General features: G+C 25.0%; 26 protein-coding genes and 2 tRNA genes. 20 read left to right on the forward strand and 8 right to left on the reverse strand.

Going from position 1 to position 23190, the window contains the following annotated elements:
* The first annotated feature begins 41 nt into the window (after positions 1–41).
* From rarD to DT059_RS06360, 9 genes are read left to right on the forward strand one after another with little or no spacing between them, the layout of a single operon-like run.
* On the forward strand, positions 42–920 hold the full coding sequence (gene rarD, locus DT059_RS06320; RefSeq protein ID WP_145597693.1) for an EamA family transporter RarD: 879 nt from the start codon (positions 42–44) through the stop codon (positions 918–920).
* Complete coding sequence (locus DT059_RS06325) at positions 907–1908, forward strand: lytic murein transglycosylase (protein WP_145597695.1); 1002 nt, start codon at positions 907–909, stop codon at positions 1906–1908. The genes rarD and DT059_RS06325 overlap by 14 nt, the downstream gene beginning before the upstream one ends.
* Complete coding sequence (locus DT059_RS06330) at positions 1898–2659, forward strand: SPOR domain-containing protein (protein WP_145597697.1); 762 nt, start codon at positions 1898–1900, stop codon at positions 2657–2659. Before DT059_RS06325 ends, DT059_RS06330 begins: the two co-directional genes overlap by 11 nt.
* Positions 2652–3803 carry a D-alanyl-D-alanine carboxypeptidase family protein gene (locus tag DT059_RS06335; protein ID WP_145597699.1) on the forward strand — a complete coding sequence of 384 codons (1152 nt, stop codon included), beginning with the start codon at positions 2652–2654 and terminating at the stop codon, positions 3801–3803. Before DT059_RS06330 ends, DT059_RS06335 begins: the two co-directional genes overlap by 8 nt.
* A complete protein-coding gene (gene tmk, locus DT059_RS06340) occupies positions 3796–4410 on the forward strand; it encodes a dTMP kinase (protein ID WP_145597701.1) in 615 nt (204 codons plus the stop codon). The genes DT059_RS06335 and tmk overlap by 8 nt, the downstream gene beginning before the upstream one ends.
* Positions 4407–5336 carry an AAA family ATPase gene (locus DT059_RS06345; protein WP_145597703.1) on the forward strand — a complete coding sequence of 310 codons (930 nt, stop codon included), beginning with the start codon at positions 4407–4409 and terminating at the stop codon, positions 5334–5336. Before tmk ends, DT059_RS06345 begins: the two co-directional genes overlap by 4 nt.
* Complete coding sequence (gene metG / locus DT059_RS06350; protein ID WP_145597705.1) at positions 5329–6870, forward strand: methionine--tRNA ligase; 1542 nt, start codon at positions 5329–5331, stop codon at positions 6868–6870. The genes DT059_RS06345 and metG overlap by 8 nt, the downstream gene beginning before the upstream one ends.
* Positions 6863–7624, forward strand: a complete 762-nt coding sequence (locus tag DT059_RS06355; RefSeq protein ID WP_145597707.1) for a TatD family hydrolase — start codon at positions 6863–6865, stop codon at positions 7622–7624. Before metG ends, DT059_RS06355 begins: the two co-directional genes overlap by 8 nt.
* A gap of 5 nt (positions 7625–7629) precedes the next feature.
* Positions 7630–8400, forward strand: coding sequence for an MBL fold metallo-hydrolase (locus DT059_RS06360; protein ID WP_145597709.1), 771 nt, complete (start codon positions 7630–7632; stop codon positions 8398–8400).
* Here DT059_RS06360 and DT059_RS06365 read toward each other — a convergent pair.
* From DT059_RS06365 to DT059_RS06375, 3 genes are read right to left on the reverse strand one after another with little or no spacing between them, the layout of a single operon-like run.
* On the reverse strand, positions 8395–8937 hold the full coding sequence (locus DT059_RS06365; protein WP_145597711.1) for a glutathione peroxidase: 543 nt from the start codon (positions 8935–8937) through the stop codon (positions 8395–8397). The genes DT059_RS06360 and DT059_RS06365 overlap by 6 nt on opposite strands.
* The gene (gene nhaA, locus DT059_RS06370) at positions 8934–10115 is read right to left on the reverse strand and encodes a Na+/H+ antiporter NhaA (protein WP_145597713.1); all 1182 of its coding nucleotides are present in this window, start codon (positions 10113–10115) and stop codon (positions 8934–8936) included. Before nhaA ends, DT059_RS06365 begins: the two co-directional genes overlap by 4 nt.
* 7 nt (positions 10116–10122) lie before the next feature.
* Positions 10123–10608, reverse strand: a complete 486-nt coding sequence (locus tag DT059_RS06375; protein WP_145597715.1) for a zinc-ribbon domain-containing protein — start codon at positions 10606–10608, stop codon at positions 10123–10125.
* Positions 10609–10702: 94 nt separating this feature from the next.
* On the opposite strand from DT059_RS06375, the gene DT059_RS06380 reads away from it, so the two are divergent.
* From DT059_RS06380 to DT059_RS06415, 8 genes are all read left to right on the forward strand, one after another.
* Positions 10703–10779 (forward strand) — tRNA-Pro (locus tag DT059_RS06380).
* A gap of 6 nt (positions 10780–10785) precedes the next feature.
* Positions 10786–11067 (forward strand): ETC complex I subunit, encoded by a 282-nt coding sequence (locus DT059_RS06385; protein WP_145597716.1) that lies wholly within the window; start codon positions 10786–10788, stop codon positions 11065–11067.
* Between the two features lie 2 nt (positions 11068–11069).
* Positions 11070–12062, forward strand: a complete 993-nt coding sequence (locus tag DT059_RS06390; RefSeq protein WP_145597718.1) for a putative transporter — start codon at positions 11070–11072, stop codon at positions 12060–12062.
* A complete protein-coding gene (glpX, locus tag DT059_RS06395; protein WP_145597720.1) occupies positions 12062–13003 on the forward strand; it encodes a class II fructose-bisphosphatase in 942 nt (313 codons plus the stop codon). Before DT059_RS06390 ends, glpX begins: the two co-directional genes overlap by 1 nt.
* Before the next feature lie 47 nt (positions 13004–13050).
* A tRNA-Glu gene (locus DT059_RS06400) sits at positions 13051–13125 on the forward strand.
* Positions 13126–13128: 3 nt separating this feature from the next.
* Complete coding sequence (locus DT059_RS06405; RefSeq protein WP_145597722.1) at positions 13129–13383, forward strand: GIY-YIG nuclease family protein; 255 nt, start codon at positions 13129–13131, stop codon at positions 13381–13383.
* Positions 13373–13969, forward strand: a complete 597-nt coding sequence (locus DT059_RS06410; RefSeq protein WP_168189267.1) for a hypothetical protein — start codon at positions 13373–13375, stop codon at positions 13967–13969. The genes DT059_RS06405 and DT059_RS06410 overlap by 11 nt, the downstream gene beginning before the upstream one ends.
* Positions 13962–16046, forward strand: coding sequence for a glycosyltransferase (locus DT059_RS06415; protein ID WP_145597725.1), 2085 nt, complete (start codon positions 13962–13964; stop codon positions 16044–16046). The genes DT059_RS06410 and DT059_RS06415 overlap by 8 nt, the downstream gene beginning before the upstream one ends.
* On the opposite strand, the gene DT059_RS06420 is transcribed toward DT059_RS06415, so the two are convergent.
* A complete protein-coding gene (locus DT059_RS06420; RefSeq protein ID WP_145597727.1) occupies positions 16047–17030 on the reverse strand; it encodes a Gfo/Idh/MocA family protein in 984 nt (327 codons plus the stop codon).
* Between the two features lie 86 nt (positions 17031–17116).
* On the opposite strand from DT059_RS06420, the gene DT059_RS06425 reads away from it, so the two are divergent.
* Genes DT059_RS06425 through DT059_RS06435 form a run of 3 tightly spaced genes read left to right on the forward strand, consistent with a single transcriptional unit; the run spans position 17117 to position 20025 of the window.
* Positions 17117–18214, forward strand: a complete 1098-nt coding sequence (locus DT059_RS06425) for a DegT/DnrJ/EryC1/StrS family aminotransferase (protein ID WP_145597729.1) — start codon at positions 17117–17119, stop codon at positions 18212–18214.
* Positions 18215–18246: 32 nt separating this feature from the next.
* A complete protein-coding gene (locus DT059_RS06430; RefSeq protein WP_145597731.1) occupies positions 18247–19110 on the forward strand; it encodes a glycosyltransferase family 2 protein in 864 nt (287 codons plus the stop codon).
* A complete protein-coding gene (locus tag DT059_RS06435) occupies positions 19111–20025 on the forward strand; it encodes an alpha-1,2-fucosyltransferase (protein ID WP_145597733.1) in 915 nt (304 codons plus the stop codon).
* 41 nt (positions 20026–20066) lie between these two features.
* Here DT059_RS06435 and DT059_RS06440 read toward each other — a convergent pair whose 3' ends face one another.
* The 4 genes from DT059_RS06440 to rfbB are packed head-to-tail and all read right to left on the reverse strand — an operon-like array spanning position 20067 to position 23185.
* Entirely contained in the window at positions 20067–20780 is a 714-nt protein-coding gene (locus DT059_RS06440; RefSeq protein WP_145597735.1) for a sugar nucleotide-binding protein, read from the reverse strand.
* Positions 20777–21304 (reverse strand): dTDP-4-dehydrorhamnose 3,5-epimerase, encoded by a 528-nt coding sequence (gene rfbC, locus DT059_RS06445; RefSeq protein ID WP_145597737.1) that lies wholly within the window; start codon positions 21302–21304, stop codon positions 20777–20779. The genes DT059_RS06440 and rfbC overlap by 4 nt, the downstream gene beginning before the upstream one ends.
* Positions 21301–22167, reverse strand: a complete 867-nt coding sequence (locus DT059_RS06450) for a sugar nucleotidyltransferase (protein WP_145597739.1) — start codon at positions 22165–22167, stop codon at positions 21301–21303. The genes rfbC and DT059_RS06450 overlap by 4 nt, the downstream gene beginning before the upstream one ends.
* Positions 22160–23185, reverse strand: a complete 1026-nt coding sequence (gene rfbB / locus DT059_RS06455; RefSeq protein ID WP_145597741.1) for a dTDP-glucose 4,6-dehydratase — start codon at positions 23183–23185, stop codon at positions 22160–22162. Before rfbB ends, DT059_RS06450 begins: the two co-directional genes overlap by 8 nt.
* Between the last annotated feature and the right edge of the window lie 5 nt (positions 23186–23190).

Consider the following 23190-nt stretch of genomic DNA (forward strand, 5'->3'; position numbering starts at 1 on the left):
TAGTCTAATAAACTTATTAATTACAAGCATCATGGTTTCCTATGAATAAAGAATTTAACAAAGGCCTATTACTTGCTGGTTTTGGATCTTTTTGGTGGGGGTTTTTTGGTGTAATTTATTTTAAATATATTGCTTATATCGGGCATATTGAATTAGTAGTTCATAGATGTTTATGGACAGCGTTTACTTTAATTCTGACTACTTTTTTTTTCTCTAAATGGAATATTTTTTTTAAAATTGTAAAAAATAAAAAAAATTTATTTTATTTATTTATCTCAGGTTTTTTAATTTTTATAAATTGGGGTGTATGGATATACGCTATAGCAACAAATAGAATTATAGATGCTAGTTTTGGTTATTTTATTATGCCCATTTTAAGCGTAATGCTCGGTTATATATTTTTTAAAGAGAAACTTAATAAAAAAAGAGTCTTTTCAATTCTGTTAGTCATTCTATCTATACTTTTTTTAATAATTGTAAGTATTAAATCATTGCCTTGGGTTGGTTTAATTGTTGCTTTAAGTTGGGGTTTTTACAATCTAGTTAGAAAAAAAATTAATGTTGATACTGATGTGGGCCTTCTTATAGAGAGTTTGTTTATATTACCGTTTGCACTATTTGCTTTTTATTTGATAGCAAGCAAAGGATATAATGATTTTCAATTATCTGATCCATCGATGATGCTATTTATTTATCTTGCTGGACCTATGACCGTTATACCTTTATTTTTATATGTTAGAGGAGTTGAGCTCTGTGGTTTAGGACCAACTGGTATGATATTTTATATAACACCCACTTTTCAGTTTTTATTAGGGTATTTTTATTACAACGAGCCTTTTTCAATAACAAAATTAGTTAGTTTTATTTTTATTTGGATTGCTGTAATTATATATTTGAAAGATTTGCATGAAACTAATTAATTTTTCTTTATTTTTTATTTTTATTTTTATTAATTTGTCATTTGCTGATATCAATAAAGAATTTGAAAATTGGAAATTAAATTTTAAAAAAATAGCTTTACAAAATAATATTTCAGAAAAAACGTTTGATAAAGTTATGTCCGATACAAAATTTTTATCAGATGTAATAAAATATGATAGGTATCAACCTGAATTTTATGAGGATACTAAAACTTATATTTCAAAAAGAACATCTTCAAAAAAAGTTTCATTAGGAAAAAAATTCTATGAAAAAAATTCTACGTTAATAAATACTGTTGAAAACGAATTTAATATAGATAGAGAGCTACTATTAGCTCTAATGGGAATAGAAACTAATTTTGGAACATATGTTGGTAAAATGGATATTTTATCCTCTTTGGCAACTTTAAGTTTTGATAAAAGAAGATCAGAATTTTTTACAAATGAACTATTAATACTTTTGCGATTAATAGAAAATGAACAAATAGACTATAAAACCTTATATGGATCTTGGGCAGGTGCTTTTGGTTTTTTTCAATTTATGCCATCAACAATGAAAAATTATGCAATTGATCATGATGGAAATGGATATATTGATTTAAAAAATAATAATGATGCTTATGCTTCTGCTTCAAACTATTTAAATCAAATAGGTTGGAAAAGTGAGAATCCTTGTTTTTATAAAATTGATTTGTCAGAGAATATACCCAGTAAATATTTAAACATTTCTGCCAAAAAACTCCATGATAAAAAAAAATTGAAATACTTTAGAAAATATATCAAAAATAATGATCAAATAGACAACAAGTTTAACGCTTTAAAAGTGGCGATTATAACACCAGATAAAGATATCATACCTGATGCTGAAACTTTAAATCCAGCTTATATCGTGTTTGACAACTATGAGATAATATTAAAATGGAATAGATCATTGCGATTTGCTTTAGCCGTTTGTACATTAAAAGATAAATTTAAAAATGAACTTTAAAAAACTCTTATTAATTATTTCTATATTTTTTTTATCCGCATGTAATCAATTTGATCAAAATAATAAAAACCTAGTTTATATTAGTGATCAAAAGTATAGTAATACTGGATTTGCTTTAATTTATGATGATGAATTAAAAAAAGAAAAAAAAATATCTAAAAAAATTGATAATAGATCTCTTTTAATTTTTCATAATAAAATTAAAAAAAATTCATTTGTTAAAATTACTAATCCTGTTAATGATAAGTCAATTATAGCACAAGTAATCTCTAATAATGTTACATTCTCTACTTTTTACAACTCTGTAATTACGCAACGAATTGCTGAAGAGTTATCACTTGACCCTAAAGAGCCTTATATTGATCTTGTGTTAATCTCAAAAAGTTCAACATTTGTAGCTAAAAAAGCAAAGACCTTTGATGAAGAGAAAAATGTCGCTGAAAAAGCTCCTGTTGATGGAATTACCATAGATAATCTAGGCAAAGAAAAGACTAAAGAAGTTAAAATAAAAAAACATAAATTTTTATATTCAATAAAAATTGCAGATTTTTATTACCGAGACTCAGCAGAAAATATGGTTAATAGAATAAAAGATGAGACAAATATCAAAAGATCTGTAATTAAGAAATTATCTAAAACTAAATATAGGGTATTATTGGGTCCATTTAATGATATAAAAAAACTAGAAAAATCATTTAACGAAATAAAAGTATTAAATTTTGAAAATATAGAGATATTAAAAGATGTTTAGAATATTATTAATTGTAATTTTTTTTAGTTTTTCATTAGTAAGTGTTTCAAAAGCTAATTTTGATGTAAAGGCAAGAACTGCAATATTACAAGATTATCATTCTGGAGAAATTCTCTATGAAAAAGAGCCAGATATTTCAATTTATCCAGCTTCTATGACAAAAATAATGACAGCAATTATTGCTTTTGACTTAATAAAATCAGGCGATCTTAGTTTAGACGAAAAATTTATAATATCTGAGAGAGCTTGGAGATTGTCTACATCTGGTTATTCATCCATGTTTATAATGGTAGGTGATCAGGTTTCTGTAGAAAATTTATTAAGAGGTATAATTGTTGCTTCTGGTAATGATGCATGTATTGCATTAGCCGAAGGTATAGCAGGTACTGAAGAAGAATTTGCAATTTTAATGACAGCTAAAGCAAAAGAATTAGGGATGGATAATACAAATTTTTCTAATTCATCAGGAATAAATGACCCCGACAATTACTCAACTGTTAGAGATATTTTAAAAATGTCTAGATATTTAATTAAAGAACATCCTGAATTTTACAAAATGTTTGCTGAAAAAGAATTTACGTGGGATAGAACAGGTGGCGATCCAATAACACAAGGAAATAGAAATCCATTACTTTATAAAAATCTTGGAGCAGATGGAATAAAAACTGGTTATTTAGCTGTTGAAAAATATTCTTTAGCATCATCAATAGATAGAAATGGCAGAAGATTGATTGCTGTAGGAAGTGGTTTTAATTCAAAAAATGCTAGATCTAAAGAGAGCACAAAATTACTTACATTTGGTCTTACCAACTATGATCTTGTAGAAATAGCTAAAGCTAATAAACCATTACACAAAATTGATGTTTGGTTAGGAAAAGAGAATAGTGTGGAAGCTTATACAAAGGAAGATATTTATAAAACAATCAAAAAAGCGAAAAAAAAACTTTTAAAAGTTGTTGTTAAGTATGATGGGCCAGTCGAAGCACCAATTGAAAAAGATCAAAAAATAGCCACTCTAAGAGTTGTTTATGATCAAGAACTCATTGGAGAGTATGATTTGCTTTCATCGAAAGAAATTAAAAAAGTTAATTTTTTTACAAGATTAATAAAATCAATAAATTATTTAATTTGGGGTGATGTCTAAAAAACCCATCATTGTTTTTGAAGGCATAGAGGGTAGTGGCAAAAGTCATCATATAAATAAAGTATCTAAATATTTAGATAAAAAGAAAATTAACTATATTAAGATAAGAGAACCAGGTGGAAGTCTTAATTCTGAAAAAATAAGGAGATTAATTTTAAATAAAAAATCTAATTTTAACATATATACTGATTTACTTTTATATTTAGCAGCGCGTAGTGAAAATATAAATCTTATAAAAAAATCATACAAAAAAAAAATTATTTTGATTGATAGATTTACAGACTCAACTATTGCATATCAGCATTATGGTATGGGTATTGATTTAAACATTATAAATATCATAAATAAATTTTTATTAAAAAACATAAAAGTCAATTTTACTTTCCTCAATATTGTTAATAAAAAAAATCTATTTCAAAGATTAAAAAATAGAAAATCTCTCAATCGATATGATCAGTTTGATATGAATTTTTATAATAAAGTTCAAAAAGGTTTTTTGAAATTAGCTAAATCAAATAAAAAAACATACAAAATAATTGATTCTAATTTAGATATAAAAATAAATGAAGATTTAATAATAAATCAAATTAAAAAATTAATTAAATGAATTTAAATCCCCTAACTCAAATAAATTTATTTGAGCACAAAGAAGTTTTTAATCAATTATATAAGTTGTATAAAAATGATACTTTGCCAAATAAAATTCTTTTATCTGGTGAAAAAGGTATTGGAAAATCAACGTTAGCATATCATTTAATTAACCTTGTATTATCGGAAAATGAAGAACATCCATATGACTTTGAAAATAATAAAATTAATCCGGATAACAAGTCTTACAAACTTATACTAAATAAATCTAATCCAAATTTTTACTTAATTGATGTCTTAGAGGAAAAAAAAAATATTGATATAAATCAAATTAGGGAATTGATAATAAATCTAAATAAATCCTCATTTAATAATAAAAAGAGACTTGTTTTAATTGATAATATTGAATTATTAAACTTAAATTCTATTAATGCTTTGTTAAAATTTTTAGAAGAACCTAATGAAAATATAAATTTTATTTTAATAAATAATAATAAACGAGTGCTACCAACTCTTAAATCTAGATGTTTAAATTTCAAAGTTTTTTTAACAAAAGATCAGTCTATTAGAATTGTTAATCAATTATTAAACGATGACATAAATACTATTATCAATAATAATTTATTTGATTATTATGCAACTCCTGGAAAATTATTTAAATTAATTAAATTATCTAAAGAATATGACTTAGATCTTGTTAATTTTGATTTAAACACAACTCTAACAACCATAATTCAAAATAAAATTTATAAAAAAGATAAATCAATTATTGAAATTATTTATTCTTTTATTGAACTTTATTTTAGAAACAATATATCTAGCAAAAATATTAATATATTGAAATCATACCATTATTTTTTAGAAAAAATTAATAATACAAAAACTTATAATTTAGATGATGAAACATTGTTTATGGAATTTGAGGATAAAATACTAAATGGATAAAAATTATTATATTACCACGCCTATTTACTATCCATCAGCTAAGCCTCATATGGGTCATGCATATTCAAGCATTATCGCAGATTTTTTTGCAAGATTTAAAATAATTGATGATTATCAGGTTCATTTTCTTACTGGTACAGACGAACATGGATTAAAAATTCAAAGATCTGCAGAAAAAGCAGGGAAGGACCCTCTAGCGTTTTGTGATCAAATTAGTCAAACTTTTAGAGATCTTTCGGATACTTTGAATTTATCTAATACTGATTTTATAAGAACTACAGAAGCTAGACATAAAAATACAGTTCAATATCTTTGGAATGAACTTGAGAAAAATGATGACATATACTTATCAAATTATTCTGGATGGTATTCTGTATCTGATGAAGCCTTTTATAACGAAGACGAAATTGAGGAATTAGATGGAAAAAAAATTGCTATATCATCAAAATCTCCCGTTGAGTGGATTGAAGAAGAATCTTATTTTTTTAGACTTTCAAAATGGGAAAAACCTTTACTAGAATATTATGAAGCTAATCCAGATTTCATTTCTCCTCAATCTAGAAAAAATGAAGTTATTAGTTTTGTAAAAAGTGGTCTTAAAGATCTTTCCGTAAGTAGAAAAAGTTTTTCATGGGGCATACCTGTTCCAAATAATAAAAACCACGTGATATATGTTTGGCTTGATGCTTTAACAAATTATTTGAGTGCATTAAACTATCCCAATATAAATGATGATTTGTTTAAAAAATTTTGGCCAGCCTCAATACATTTAATTGGAAAAGATATACTTAGATTCCATGCTGTTTATTGGCCTGCCTTTTTATTAGCAGCAAAAATTGATTTACCAAAGAGAGTTTACGGGCATGGATGGATATTATCAGGAGAAGAAAAAATGTCTAAATCTAAAGGTAATATTCTTGATCCACTTGAAATAATTAAAGAGTACGGTCTAGACCCTTTAAGATACTACTTAATTAAAGAAGTTTCTTTCGGGAATGATGGAAATATATCTCAAGAAAGACTAGAAGATTGTATTAATAGTGATCTAGCTAACAATTATGGAAATTTATGTCAGCGTGTAACAACTTTTGCAATAAAAAATTGTAATGGAAAAATTCCATTAGAAGTTAAATTTCATGATGAAGATTTATTAATACTAAATAAGTATAAAGATAATATAGATAATATTAGGTTACAAATTGACAATCAAAATATCAATTTTTACATTGATTATATTGTAAATTCTCTTTTTGAAGCTAACAAATATTTTAATGATCAAGAACCATGGAAAAAGAAAGACGATAAAATTAGATTAAATACTATTGTTTACACTACTTTAGAAATTGTAAGAAAAATAAGTTTTTTACTATATCCAATTATTCCTGAATCTTCTTTAAAGGCATTAAAGATTTTTGACATTCAAGAAAAAAATATAAAATTAGATTCAGTTTCTAATAATGAGTATTTAACAAAAGGTAATAATATTAATAAAATAGATATACTTTTTAAAAAAATAGAGAAAAAAAATGATTGATTCACACTGTCATCTAGATCATGAACCATTATTAAGTGATTTAGCTAATGTAATACAAAGATCAAAAGAAGTTGGTATAGAAAAATTACTTACTATCTCAACTTCGTTTGAAAGTTTTTCTAGAGTAAAAGATTTAATTAATAAAGATGAAATGATCTATGGTACTATTGGCATTCATCCTCATGAAAGCTCTAAAAATATTATCACTTCAAAGCAGATCATTGAAAGTCTAAATGAAAACTCAAAAATTATTGGAATTGGAGAAACTGGGTTAGATTTTTATTATAATAATAGTGAAAAAGATAAGCAGATAGCAAGTTTTAAAGAACATATAGATGCATCCATAAAAACCAATATTCCATTAATTGTTCATTCAAGAGATGCGGAAAAAGAAACTTTTGAAATTTTAAATGAATATAAAAATGAAAACCTTAAAATTTTGATGCATTGTTTTACTGGCTCTAAAGAATTCTCAGAAAAACTAATGACTTTAAATTCATTCTTTTCAGCTAGCGGTATTATTACTTTTAAAAATTCATTAGAATTACAAAATACTTTTAAATCTATTCCAATGGATAATATCTTAATTGAGACTGATAGTCCTTTTTTAGCACCCGTTCCTAAAAGAGGAAAAAAAAATGAGCCTTCTTTCATTGATTTTACTGCTGCAAAATTAGCTGAAATTAAAAATATATCCAAAGAAGCTCTTATAAAAAAAACTACAGACAACTTTAATAAACTATTTTTTAATTGAAATTAATGAAATTTATTATTTTAGGCTGTGGTAGTTCAATGGGTGTACCAAGAGCAGATGGTTTCTTTGGAAATTGTGATCCTAATAATAAAAAAAATTATAGAACACGATGTTCAGCTTTAATAAAAACTACAGATGAAAATATTCTTATAGATACATCTCCTGACCTAAGACAACAACTTTTAAGGCATAAAATAAATAAAATTAATAAAGTATTATATTCTCATTTGCATGGTGATCAAACTCATGGAATAAACGATTTGAGATCGTTTTATATTAACAGCAGAAAACAACTTGATGTATATGCTGATAAATATACTTCTAAATATCTTAACTCTACATTTTCTTATATATTTAAAAGTTATTCAAAAGAATATCCTGCAACTTTAAAGCTTAATAAACTTCAAAAAAAAATTTTTATTAAAAGTAATAATAAAAAAATTGCTATTCAATCAATTATGGTTGAGCATGGTAAAGTAAAGTCAAATTGCTTTATTATTAATAAAAAATTAGCTTATATAAGTGATGTAAGTAAAATTTATAACAAAGATCATAAATACTTTAAAAATCTTCGATATTTAATTATTGATTGCTTATGGTACAATTATCATCCATCACATTTTAATTTAGAAACTTCACTTGCTGTAATTAAAAAATTTAAACCAAAAAAAGCTATTCTTACTAACTTATCACCAGTATTAGATTATAATGTGCTTAAAAAAATGATGCCTAAAAATGTTATTCCAGCACATGACGGATTGACAATAAACTTATAAGCTATTTTCTATGGCTTTAATTATTTTTTTTGAAGTTGGTTTTGTGAATGATGCAAATGTATCTTGAACTTTACCTTCTTTATTAATTAAAATTTTATGAAAATTCCACTTAGGTTCTGCCAACTTACCATGATTTTTTTTTGCCCATTTAAAAAGTTCATGAGCGTCTTTGCCTTTAACCTCAGTTAATGTCGTAAGAGGAAAGTTAATATTAAAATTTACTTCACAAAATTCTTTTATATCAGCGTTATTATTTTTTTCTTGATTAAATGAATTAGATGGAACACCAAGAACAATTAAACCTTTTTCTTTATATAAATCCCACAATTCTTGTAATTCATCATATTGTTTTGTAAATCCACAGTAACTTGCTGTATTTACAATTAAAATAACTTTATTTTTGTAATCTTTAAAATTAATTGTCTCGCCAGTTATACTCTCAATACTAAAATCATAAATTTTTTTTTCGTAGTTAGCAGTTGCTGGAGTTTTAAAAAAAAACATAATTATAGAAAATATAAATATTACTTTTTTCATTTATTAGGTTTATTTGGTGTAAGTAATATTAAAAAATAACCAAATAAAGTTGACAACAACGAACCAGTCAATACGCCAATTTTTACACCATCCATATATTGCATGTTTTCTACAAAAGCTAAATTTCCAACAAATAAACTCATTGTAAAACCAATGCCAGTAAGAACTCCTACGCCATAAAAATTATACCAACTTGTATCATTTGGCATTTGAGCTACTTTTAATTTAATTGACACATATGAGAAAACAAAAACACCTAGTTGTTTACCAAGGAATAGTCCTAATACAATTCCAAGGGGAACTTTATCAAGTAATGAAGCGAACGATAAACCTTCAAGAGATACTCCAGCATTTGCAAATGCAAATAAAGGCATTATTCCGAAAGCAACATATGGACTAATTGTGTGTTCAATTTTAATTAATAATGAAAAATCTTTTTCTTTTTTTCTATGAGGAATTGTCATAGCTAACAAGACACCAGCGATAGTAGCGTGTATTCCTGAGTTATGCGTAAAATCCCAGAGAAATAGTCCTACAACCAAATAAGGTAGAAACTTTTTAATGTTAAATTTGTTAATTAATAACAAAACAATAAAAGCTAATAACATTAAAGTTAAATACTTGATACTCAAATCTCCAGAATAGAATAGGGCGATGATTACTATTGCTCCTAAATCATCGATTATAGCTAATGCAGTTAAAAATACTTTTAATGACAAAGGAACTCTTTTACCTAACAAGGATAAAACTCCTAAAGAAAAAGCGATATCAGTTGCTGAGGGAATTGCCCATCCATTTAAAGTTTCACTATCACCTAAATTTATAAAAACATAAAATAGTGCAGGAACTAACATTCCTCCTACAGCAGCAATTATGGGCAATAAAGCTTGTTTAATATTAGAAAGTTCACCTTGTAAAAATTCTCTTTTAATTTCTAAAGTAACAAAGAAAAAGAAAATTGCCATCAAGGCATCATTGATCCAATGCAATACTGATAATTTTAATCCAAAATTATTAATACCTATAAATAAATACTTATTTAAAGTAGCAAAATATAAATCTGCTAGTCCAGAATTGCTTATAAATAATGCAATTATTGCAGCAAAGAACAATACAAGTCCACTTGCAGCCTCTAATTTAAAAAACCATCTAAAAGGTTTAGATATATAATTAATCATAAAAAAATTAAGTTAGGTCTATAATAAATAGTTTTATATCTTGCAATGTTTCATAAAGGTTAAAAAGTATAATTTCTAGTCCAGGGAACACATTGATTAGTGGATTTTTTAGAGTATCAAGCAAGATAATTAATGCCACAAAAGATATAATAAATACTACCAAATAAGAGAAGAATTTAGATCCTTTATTTGAAGACATTCTAACGGTCTCTGGAATTTCTTTTGATATTTCTTTTTTTATCTCAGGTTTAATTATATTTTCTTGCTGTAGCTTTTTACTAAATTTAAAATTTTTGTCTTTTGTCTCTATATCTTTGTCTACTTTATTTTCAGAAATATTTTGATTTAATGTTAATGGAGGCTCGCTTTTATCTTCTTTTTTATAAAACCAAACATGGTCGCAAGATCCACATTGTAAATCTCTACCATCATAAGGAATTAGAGAATTGTCAATTTTAAATTGCTTGTTACAATTTGGACAAGTAATTATCATGCTTCGTTATATACCAGATTTTCACCAAATTTCTTTTAATTTTGGCTTCTTTAAACATTGAAATTATCAATAACTGCTGTATTAGTACTCGGATCGGAGTGTAGCGCAGCCTGGTAGCGCATCTGGTTTGGGACCAGAGGGTCGCAGGTTCGAATCCTGCCACTCCGACCATCATTTATGAAAAAAGCTATTATTTACATTCCAAATAAAAATCCAATGCAATCAGGATTAGCTAAAAATGATAAATGGATTTTAGAATTTAAAACCAAAGATCCAACAAGAAACCCATTGATGGGTTGGGAAAGTTCATCTGATACCTATACAGAACTAAAATTAGAATTTTCATCTAAAGAATTAGCAATTAATTATGCAAAAAAGAAAAGAATTGATTTTGAATTAATTGAACCAAGAAAAAGAAAAACTGTAAAAAAGTCTTACGCAGATAATTTTCTGAAATAAAAATGTTTAGATTTTTCACTGAAAAACATTGGTTTATTTGGTCTTGGATAGGTTCTTTTATAATTCTTTCATCGCTTTGGGTTCAAGTTGAAATAGATGTAAAAATAAATGAGTGGTTTGGTGTTTTTTATGACATGATTCAGAAAGCACTTGCAGAACCAAATGCAGTATCAATTGATGAATATTTTGCAAGCTTGTTTTCATTTATTACATTGGCAGCAATGTATATTGCTGTTTATGTTGCTATTAGTTTCTTTACAGCACATTTTTTATTTAGATGGAGAACGTCGATGGTTGAATGGTATCACTCTGTCTATGATAGAGCGCGTAAAATTGAAGGTGCATCACAAAGGGTTCAAGAAGATACAATTAAATTTACAAGAATTATGGAAGGATTAGGCACAAGTTTAATAGAGTCAATTATGATTTTAATTCAATTTATTCCTATATTATTTGGTTTAAGTGTGGGTATACCCATTTTCTTTTTTGGTGAATGGGAATATGGACTTATAGTAGGTGCATTGATTTGGACTATTGGGGGAACTGTTTTTTTAATAGTGCTTGGTTTAATATTAAGATTGGTTGGTGTTGAATACGATTTACAAAAGCAAGAAGCCGCATATAGGAAAATTTTAGTTATTGCAGAAGATGACGGCAGCGTAAGACCAAAAAAAATAGATGAGTTGTTTGATGATGTGCGTAAAATTCATTTTTTAAGTTATTTAAGATACTTATATTTTAATATTGGTCGAATAGCGTATTTACAGGCAAATGTATTATCGGCTTATGTTTTTTTAGCTCCAGCAATTGTAGCAGGTGTAGTTACATTAGGAGTTATGCAGCAAATTATAAGAGCCTTTGGAAGAGTTGAAGGATCCATGCAATATTTACTAAAAGCTTGGCCAACTATTATTGAACTTGCTAGTGTTTATAAGCGTTTAAGAGAATTTGAAACTAAAATCAAACAAGTAGATTTTGTAGATGAAAAAGTTTAATGTCAATAGATAAAAAATTTGTAGATCAATTAGCTATCGTAACATCAAAAGCAGCACTAGCATCATCATATCTTGTTGGCAAAAAAGATAAAATTGCAGCAGATAAAGCAGCTGTGGATTCAATGAGATCTGATCTAAATAATCTTGATATTCAGGGTCAAATAGTAATAGGTGAGGGAGAACTAGATGAAGCGCCAATGTTATATATTGGAGAAAAACTTGGTACAAATAATGGACCTGAATTTGATATTGCTGTAGATCCATTAGAAGGTACAAATTTTGCGGCAAACAATTTACCCGGGGCTTTATCTGTAATAGCTGTTGCTGAAAAAAATAGTTTATTTAATGCGCCAGAAACTTACATGGAAAAAATATCAACTAAAATAACTGAAAAATATGTTATTGATTTAGATTATACAGTTAAACAAAATATTTCCAACTTAAGTGATTATCTAAATAAAAATCCAGAAGAATTAACGGCATGTATTCTTGATAGACCAAGACATAATGAGATAATTCAAGAACTAAAAAAATTAAAGGTTAATTTGAAATTAATTAAAGATGGTGATGTATCTGGAGCTTTGTTAGTAACAGATGAAAAATATAATGTTGATATTTTTTTAGGAATTGGTGGTGGACCAGAAGGTGTCCTAGCAGCATCAGCTTTGGATGCATTTAATTGTAATTTTCAAGGTAGATTTTTGTTTAAAACAGAAGAGGATAAAGTAAGGGCAAAAAAAATGGGAATTAATGATTTAACAAAAAAATATGAATTAAATGAAATAGTTACAGGTGATTCCATTTTTTGTGCAACAGGGATTACTTCTGGTGACCTAGTTTCAGGCATAGAAATTCAAGGTAATGAATTTATTTCGGAGACTTTAGTGACACATAAATCATCTGGACTAAAAAAAGTAATAAAACTAAAACAAAATATATAATGATAAGCTTGATTAATTATTGATTTTACAATAAAAAGCAGCAATTCGGTCCCTTCGTCTATCGGTTAGGACACGTGGTTTTCATCCTCGAAAGAGGGGTTCGATTCCCCTAGGGACCGCCAAAAATGAAATATTGTGTTTATTTAATAGCTTCAAGAATAAAAAAGAGAACAATTTCTTATGTCGGATACACAAATAATATTGTTAATAGGTTAAAATTACACAATCAAGGAAAGGGAGCTAAATTTACAAGAGGGAAAAAATGGGAATTAATTTATAGTAGGAATCTTTCTTCAAAGAAATTAGCTATGATAGAAGAATATAAATTAAAAAAAAATTATAAACTTAGAAATGTTATTAAGAAAAAAAATGGATTTTAAAAAAATTAAAGGAAACTTAATTCATAAAACTGCAATAATAAATTGGAAATCTGTTTCAATAGGAAAAAATAATGTAATAGGTCCTTATGTTGTAATAGGCACTAATGCCCAACATGTTTCAGAAAAATCTTTTGGAAAGATTAAAATAGGTAATAATAATATTTTTAGAGAATTTACCACAGTACATCTTCCGACAAAATTAAAAAAAATAACTTATATTGCAAATAATTGCCATTTTATGACATTGAGTCATATAGCACATGATTGTTATATAGAGAGCAATGTAGTTTTCAGCAATAATGTAACTTTAGGTGGAAACACACATGTAATGAAAAGTTCTCAACTAGGATTTAATACCATAGTGCATCAAAACCAGGTTATTGGTTCTTATTCAATGATTGGCATGGGGACCATTGTTACCAAAAAATTTAAAGTTATACCTGGATTTACTTATGCTGGTAATCCTGTAAAAAGAATAAAAAAAAATCATGTTGGTTTAAAACGAAAAAAAATTACATCGAATAATTTAAAAAAAGAAACTATAAGATTTAATAAAATTATTAAAAAACATATTTTTTATGAATAAAGATATAGCAATTCTTTTACCATATAAGGAAATTTATTCTGAAAATCATGCGGGTGCTGCTTCTATTTGGACAAAAGATTATATAAAAAAAAGTGATCTATCTAATAAAACAATTATTTATGGTAACTTAGATAAGAAATTTAAGCCCCTTACTAAAAATTTTAAATCTTTAAATTTAGGCAAAATTTTTATGAGAAAAAATATTGTCTACACCTCTAAGTTATATGATGAATATTTAAAATATAAATTTAGGATAATCGAAATACATAACAGACCTGAGTCCTTAAATTATCTCATTAAAAAAAAAATTAACTCAAAAATAATATTTATTTTTCACAATAACCCATTGAATTTAAGAGGATCAGGCACTGTTAAAGAAAGAATGTTTATCGCAGAAAACACAGATCAAGTTTATTTTGTTAGTAATTGGGTAAAAAAAAAATTTTTTGAAAATTTACCTTATAAGTTTAGAAATAATTGTGATATTTTGTATCCTTCCATTAATCCACTAAAAAAATTTCCAAAAAAAAATAGAACGATTATTTTTAGTGGTAAACTTAACTCATCTAAGGGATACGATGTTTTTGGTAATTCAATAATTAAAATTTTAGATAAATACAAAAACTGGAATGCTATAGCAGTAGGAAATGAACCAAGGGAAAAATATAATTTTAATCATCCAAGATTAAATAAAATTGATTGGATCACACATCAGAAAATGTTAAATTATTATAAGAAAGCATCTATATCTGTTGTACCTTCAAAATGGCAAGAGCCTTTCGGCAGAACATCAATGGAGTCAGCAGCTTATGGTTGTGCCACAATAACTTCTAAAAATGGTGGTTTACCGGAAACATTTAAAGATCCAATTTTTTTAGATCAAGTAAACGAAAAAGAGCTTTTTAATAAAATAAAAAAACTAATTGATTTTCCAAAATTAACAAAAAAAATTCAATTAAAAAACTTTAATTCTGTAATTCATAAGCTTGATGATAAGGTTAAAAAAATAGATAATTGGAAAAAAAGCAATCTTTTAAAAGATATTAATATTATTAATAAACATAAACTAAAAATTTTACATATTTCAACATTTGATGAAAGAAATGATCATAGACTTTTCAATATTTCAATATCTAATAAATTATCAAAGGGCTTTATCAGAAATGATCATGATGTTATAAATTTTAGTTACAGAAGTTATCAAAATAAAAATTTAATTACAAAAAATAATAATTTTATTAATCAAAAAATAAGAACTATAAGTGATAATTATAGACCAGACTTGATTATTTGTGGTCATAATAATGTTTTAGAAAGAAAAACAATTTTAGATATTAAAAATAAATATAATTCTAAATTTATATTATGGTATGAAGATGCATTAGGTCATAGAGGAAATGGACCAAATTGGAAAGATAATCTAAATTTAATTGAAAAAAATCATGATTTAATCGATAATTATTTTTTAACAACTCATCCCAGTGAAATTTCATCTAATATTAAAAATAATAAGATGCATTTTTTACCAATACCAGTCGATGAAAATATAGAAAATCTTAAGATATATGAAAATCGATATAGATATAAAGATTTATTTTTTGCATTTAGTCACGGAGTTAATTTTGGAAAATTAAAAAAAGGAAAATCTGATGAAAGAGAATTTTTTATCGATTCATTAATAAACAAATATACAAATATAAACTATAATATTTTAGGTGTTTCAAATCATGAACCTAGGTGGAATTATGATTACTACAATGAATTATCTAAGTGCAAAATAGCTCTTAATTTGAGTAGAGGACAGCCATTGAAATATACATCTAGCAATAGAATAGCATCTTTAATCGGAAATGGTATTTATACTTTTATAGATAAAAAAACAAAATTTACAGATTATTTTGATGAAAGTGAAATGGGTTTTTACTCTGATTATAATGATTTAGGATATCAAGTTGAAAAACTAATTTCAAATCCTGATAAGATCAACAAATATAGTAAAAATGGAAAAAAAAGATATTTCGACTTATTTAATAGCAAAAAAGTTACTAAGGAAATCATTAAAAAAACTTTTTTTTAATTAATTTATTTTTTTAAGAATTTCTAAAATATTTTGAGCAAAATTTATTCCTGTAAATTTACTAATTTTTTTTTTTTTATTATTTAAGAAATTTTTTATTTCATCTAACAGAGGATCATTCTCTGTAATCTTGGGGGAATAATTTTTTCCTTCATATATTTTTGCTTGTTTAGAAAAAAAAATATTTTTAAGTTTTTCTATTTTAGGATAGACAGCATATTTATTATAAATTTTAATTTTTTCGTTAATATTCATTTCATCAAATAAAAGCATTTTTTTTGTTGTAATTATAATTATTCTTCTAATTTTGTCAGGATTAAGCCAGCTATTATTTATATCTACATAGAAATTATCTAATTTAAAACTAATATTTGAAATATCTGCTACAGTATTATTTAAAATTTTATAACTATTATGATTAATTAATTTTAATTTTTTTTTAAATAAATAATTTAAAATAGATAGGTCATGTGCTGAAAGATCAAATGAGACGTCTACATCATTTCTTATAGGTCCAAGGTTTTGCCTTTGAAATTTGATATATAACAATTTTCCGTTATTTTTATTTTTAATAAACTTTTTAATATAATGAATATGATTATTAAAAAGATATATATAACCAAAAGTTATATTTTTAACTTTATTAGGAAATATTTTTCTAATCTTTTTTATTTCATTTACATTTTTAAAACCTGGTTTTTCTATGAAAATTTTTTTATCATTTTTTAAAGCAGTTTTAATTAAATTAAAATTTTTTGATGGGGGAGTTGCAAATATAAAAAATAAGTTTTTTTTATCTTTAATTAAATCATCATAATTTTTTTCGATGATTATGTTTTCTGGAAACCTTTTTCTGATTATATTGGATTTTTTTATGTTATTATCGTAGACGATAAATTTTTTTTTTAATTTTACTAAATTTTTTGCAATATTAGTTCCCCAATAACCTGCTCCGATTAGAACTATATTGAAGTTATTATCCATTTTTAATATCTATACTTTATTATGATGTTGTAAATAAATAAAACCTATTGTAACTAATCATATCTTAAGCTTAATGTTTGTTAATAATGATTAAATTTTTAGATATATATAATCAAGATAAGAAATTGCACAGAACTATATTAACTAAAATAGACAAACTATTTAAAAAAGGAGACTTTATATTAGGAAATGAGGTCAATCTCTTTGAAAAAAATTTTAGTAAATTTTGTGGATCAAAATATGCAATTGGATGCGCAAATGGTACAGACGCATTAACTTTGGCACTATTATCTTTAAATCTTCCTAAAAACTCAGAAGTAATTATTCCAGCCATGACTTATTGTTCTACAGCTTTTTCTGTAATTAATGCAAATCTAAAGCCTGTATTAGTAGATACAGAATATTTAAAATCTACAATTTCAATTTCTGAACTAAAAAAAAAAATTACAAAAAAAACAAAGGTCATTTTGCCAGTTCACTTATATGGTTCAGTAGCAAACCTAAGTGAAATTAAGAGAATAATTAAAATGAAAAAAATTTATTTAATTGATGATTGTGCTCAAGCACATGGAGCTAAAGAGGAAATAAGTAAAAATAATATTAAAAGTGTGGGTTCAATTGCTGACATATCTTGCTTTAGCTTATATCCTGGTAAAAATTTGGGCGCATATGGTGACGCAGGCATTATAACCACCAACAATAAGTTTTTTTATAAAAGAATAAGAAAATTAAGAAATTTAGGATCTGAAAAAAAATTTATACATGAACTAGTTGGATTAAATAGTCGTTTAGATACTATTCAAGCTATTATTTTAAATTCAAAATTAAAAAATTTATCTAAATATAATTTACAAAGACAAAAAATTGCAAAATATTATAACCAAAATATAAACAACTATAAAATTAAAAAAATTAAATATTCTAAATACAGTGTATATCATCAATATATAATCTTAGTTAAAGATAGAAGTAAATTAATTAAACTTTTTAAAGAGAAGAAAATAACATTTGGTTTTCATTACCCATATGCAATAAATCAATTAAAGGTTTTTAAAAATGATTTTAAAAATAGAAAATATAAAAATGCTGAAATTTTAGCAAAAGAATCAATTAGTATACCTATAGATCCCAACCTTTCATTTAAACAGATTAAATTTATAACTAAAACTTTAAATGAATTTTAATAAATTATTTAATTTAATTGCATTTATAATAAATGTTGAAAAAATCTAGTATTATAATTCCTACAGTTAAAAACTGCGGTTATTTAAAAATTTGCATTAAATCAATACTCCAAAATTCCTTCTATGAGCACGAAATAATTGTGCATATAAATGGTGTAGATGTAGATACTGAAAATTATTTAATTGATAAAAAAATCATCTATACAAAATCAAACTCAAACATTGGTTTGTGTAGTGGTGTTAATTTAGCAGCTAAAGAATCAACAACTGATTATATAATATATTCTCATGATGATATGTATTATTTACCTGATTGGGATTATCATTTGTTTAATGAAGTAAACAAAACCCCTAATTCAAATTTTTATTTATCATGTACTAATATTAGTCACTATCCAAAAAACAAAGGTGTAATTAATCATATTCATTTCGATGCTGGTTCGAGATTAGAAGATTTTAACGAAGAACTTTTATTATCAAATTTTCATAAATTAGATTTTTATGACATGCAAGGTAGTCATTGGGCACCTCATTTAATTCATAAAAAAATGTGGGATAAAATCGGAGGTTTCAGTGAAGAATTTAATCCTGGTTTCGGTTCAGATCCAGATTTAAATATGAAATTATGGAGTCAAGGTGTAAGAATTTTTAAATCAGTAAATAAATCCAGAGTCTATCATTTTGGATCTTTAACAACTAGAAAAAATAAGAATATTAAACCAAATGATGGAAGAAAAACCTTTTTATTAAAATGGAAAATAACAATTGATTACTTTGTGAAATATTATTTGAAAAGAGGGGATAAATTTACTACTCCACTTAAAGATCACAAAATAGGTATAAAAAATATGTTACCTTTTCTTATTAGCAAATTAAAATATTATATAAAAAAATAAATGAAAAATCGTTTGATAGTAAGAATTGCTGAAGGTCTTGGTAATCAAATGTTTATGTATGCTAATGCTTTTAGTGTTGCTCAAAAAATTAACTATGAATTATACTTTGATGAAAAAAGTGCATATTTTAAGAAAAAAGATATACGAAACTTTGCACTCAACCATTTTAATATTTCTGCGAATACATTAGACGATAAATATAAATTTAATAATCAAATTAAAAATCTTAAAAGAAAATTTTTAATAAATTTTGATTTTTTCAAAAAGAAAAAAAAATTTATAATTGAAAATAAATTTGAAAATAAAAAAACAAAGTATGATACCATTGATACAAGAAATCTATCAAATTTAGTATATCTAGAAGGTCATTATGAGTCTGAGAAATATTTTATTTCTAATAGAGATTCTTTATTGAAAGAATTTGAAATTAAAAATAAAGATAAATTAATAAATAATAAATATTTTGATATAATTACTAAAAATAAAGATAGAATTATTTCTATATGTGTAAGAACCAATAGGTACTCTGAGAGAATTAATAATTCGAATGATTTAATATCTAAAAAAAAATCTGATGCTTTTACACGAGATAGTATTGAGTACATTTATAGAGCTATAAAACAATTTCCCATCAATATTGAAAAACCTTTGTATTTATTGTGGAGTAATGACTTTTCAAATCTTAATCAATATTTTCAAAAAGATAATTTTATTTTTGTTCAAAATAATCAGGATAAAATTATAAATGATTTTTTTTTATTAACACATTGCAAATATTTTATAGTAGGACCAACTTCTTTTCATTGGTGGGGCGCATGGTTGGCTCAAGATACCAATAAAATATGCATAAAACCAAAAAATATGAACCCTTCTAAAAATATTGATTTTTGGCCAAATAATTGGATTGCTTTATGATAAAATTCTCTAAAGTTTTCTAGGATTAGCTAAATATAAATTTATTTAATTTTTTTTAGTATCTTTTTAAGTGACGATAAATTCATTGTTTGATTAAGTGGAATTTTTTTTTTTTTTGTTGCTTTAACTTTTTTTACTTTAGAATTAAACTTTTTTGCAAAATCATATATAGATTGACTTTTTCCACCTATATTTAGTATTCCATTCTCATTTATAATATAAGGTAAAATTTTGACTAATTCTTCATGAAACATAAAGTTACTTTTTACATTAACATACGCTTTTTTATGGACAAACGGTTTCTCTGTCATAGTAATTCTTAATATTAATGATTTATTATACATCGATACAGAGCACTCACCTCCTAATTTCGATAATGCATAATTATTCATTGGTTTAACAGGGTCATCTTCTGAATAGTTTCCTTTTTTTCCTTCGTAAACATAACCTGTTGAAAAATAGATAATTTTAATATTAAATTTCTCACACATCTTAACAATATTGGCAGTTCCAATAATATTTAGATCAATACTTTTTTTAATATTGTTATAATGAGTTATCATTGGTCTAGATAAACCAGCTGTATGAAGCACTATTTTAGGCTTATATTTCAATAAATTTTTTTTAATAGATTTAATATCTAAAATATTTAATTCACGTCTGTTTAGGAATTTTAAATTTAATTTTGTATTTTTCTCTTTTAATATTTTTGCAAACCTACCATTGCCACCCGTTACGATAATTAAATCCCTCATAATGATTTTATAAAATTTATATAAGTGAGGTTTGACTTGTCTTTAATAGATACAATAGGCTTTTTTATGGGCCAATTAATATTAAGAGTTTTATCATTATAAATTATCCCTCTTTCACTAACCTTGTTTCTATAATTTGTACAGCTATAAACCACATAATTATGTTTTTCTAATGCACAAAAACCATGAGCAAATCCCGGTGGGACATAAATTGATTTAGAATTTTTTTCACTTAGAATTATTGTAAATTTTTTACCAAATGTTTTTGATTTTTTTCTAAGATCTATAACAACATCAAAAATTTTGCCTTTTACTACAGTAACAAACTTTCCTTGTGCCTTTTTTTTTTGCAAATGTAATCCTCTGATCACGTTTTTTTTTGAGTAAGACATAACTTTAAATGGAAATTTTTTTTTAATTAACTTTTCTTTTAGAATTTCTTTAAAATATCCTCTTTTATCTTTATAGGTTTTACTTTGTAATATAAAAAGATCTTTGATTTTAGTTTTATATTTTTTAATCATATAAAATTTTTTAAATAAGTAGAGTACTCACAGTTACCATAAAATTTTATTGATTCTTTAATATTTGTTTTTGAAATCCAATTGTAGTTAAAGGCAATTTCCTCCAAACATGCAATTTTAATTCCTTGTCTTTTTTCAATCGTAGAAACAAAAGATGATGTATTATAGAAATCTTCAATTGAACCAGCATCTAACCAGACTGCGCCTCGTCCTAATTCTTCATAATTTAATTTGTTATTCTTTTTATACGCTTTTAACAAGTCAGTAATCTCAAATTCGCCTCTATTAGATTTCTTTAATTTTTCAGAGTATTTGATTACTTTATTATCAAAAAAATATAATCCAGTAATAGCTTTGTCGCTTACAAATTTTTTAGGTTTTTCAATAATAGATTCAATTTTTTTATCTTTATGTAATTTTGCAATTCCGTAAAGATAAGGCCTGTTAACCTTATGCAGTATAACTTTAGCTCCTTTTTTTAATCTTGATGATCTTTCCAATAATGAAGTCAGGCTTTGACCGTAAAAAAAATTATCTCCTAATATTAATGCCACATTGTCTTTTTTAATAAATTTTTTACCTATTATAAATGCCTCAGGTAATCCATTTGGTTTTTCTTGTTCTTCATATGTAATATTTATACCCAGGTTTTTACCATCAGGTAAAATTTTTTTATATTGATTCAGTTCACCTTTATTCACAATAATCAGAATATTTTTAATTTTAGCTAACATTAATATTGATAGAGGGTAAAAAATAAGTGGTTTATCATGTATAGGTAAAAGTTGTTTGTTTACTGCTTTTGTTAAAGGACTCATTCTACTTCCTGTACCGCCAGCTAAAATTATACCTTTTTTAACCATTTTTTCCTAAACGTTGAGTTATATCTTTTTTTTTTAAATTTTTATAATAATCTAGATTGTTAATATACCATTTTATAGTTTTTTTTATTCCGCTACTAAAATTAGTTCTTTTATTCCATTTTATTTTTTTGTTAATTTTTTTGCTGTTTAGGGCATATCTTTTATCATGACCAGGACGATCAATTATAAATTTTATTTTTGATTTACTTTTTATTTTGAGTTTATTTTTTAAATCAAAAAGTTTCTTGCATACATTTAGATTATTTAAGTCTTCACCTGATCCGATATTATAAAATTCACCTAACTTACCATATTTTAATATTTTAATTAACGCATTACAGTGATCGTTTACAAATATCCATTCTCTTTTATTTTTACCATCACCATAAATAGGTAAATCTAAATTATTTAATATATTATAGATTAATTTAGGAATTAATTTTTCCGGATGTTGTTTAGGACCATAATTATTAGAGCAATTGGTTATAATTATTGGCAGTTTATATGTTCTAAAATAACTATAAACTAAATGATCTGAAGATGCTTTTGATGCAGCATAAGGTGATGATGGTTTATACGCATCATTCTCCTTAGACCTACCTTTGAGCACATCCCCATAAACTTCATCTGTAGATATATGTATGAGTTTAAATTTTTTATTTTTTTTTACATAATATTTAACAGCTTCAAGTAAATTAAAAACTCCTAATATATTACTTTTTATAAACGAGTAGGGCCCATCTATAGATCTATCAACATGAGTTTCTGCAGCTAAATTAAAAATTGCTGTTGGTTTTTCATTTTCTAAAATTTTAATTATTTTTTTTCTATTATTTATGTCTGTTTGATAAAATTTATAATATTTACTTTTTGAAAATTCTTTAACATTATAAAAATTAGAAGAATAAGATACTTTATCAATATTAATTACTTCAAATTTTTTTTTTATAAGTAAATCAATTAGATTGCTCCCAATAAAACCTAGTCCACCAGTAACAATAATTTTTTGTCTTTTCATATTAA

It is taken from the genome of Candidatus Pelagibacter sp. FZCC0015 (genome assembly GCF_007833635.1).
In the GTDB taxonomy this organism is placed as follows: domain Bacteria; phylum Pseudomonadota; class Alphaproteobacteria; order Pelagibacterales; family Pelagibacteraceae; genus Pelagibacter.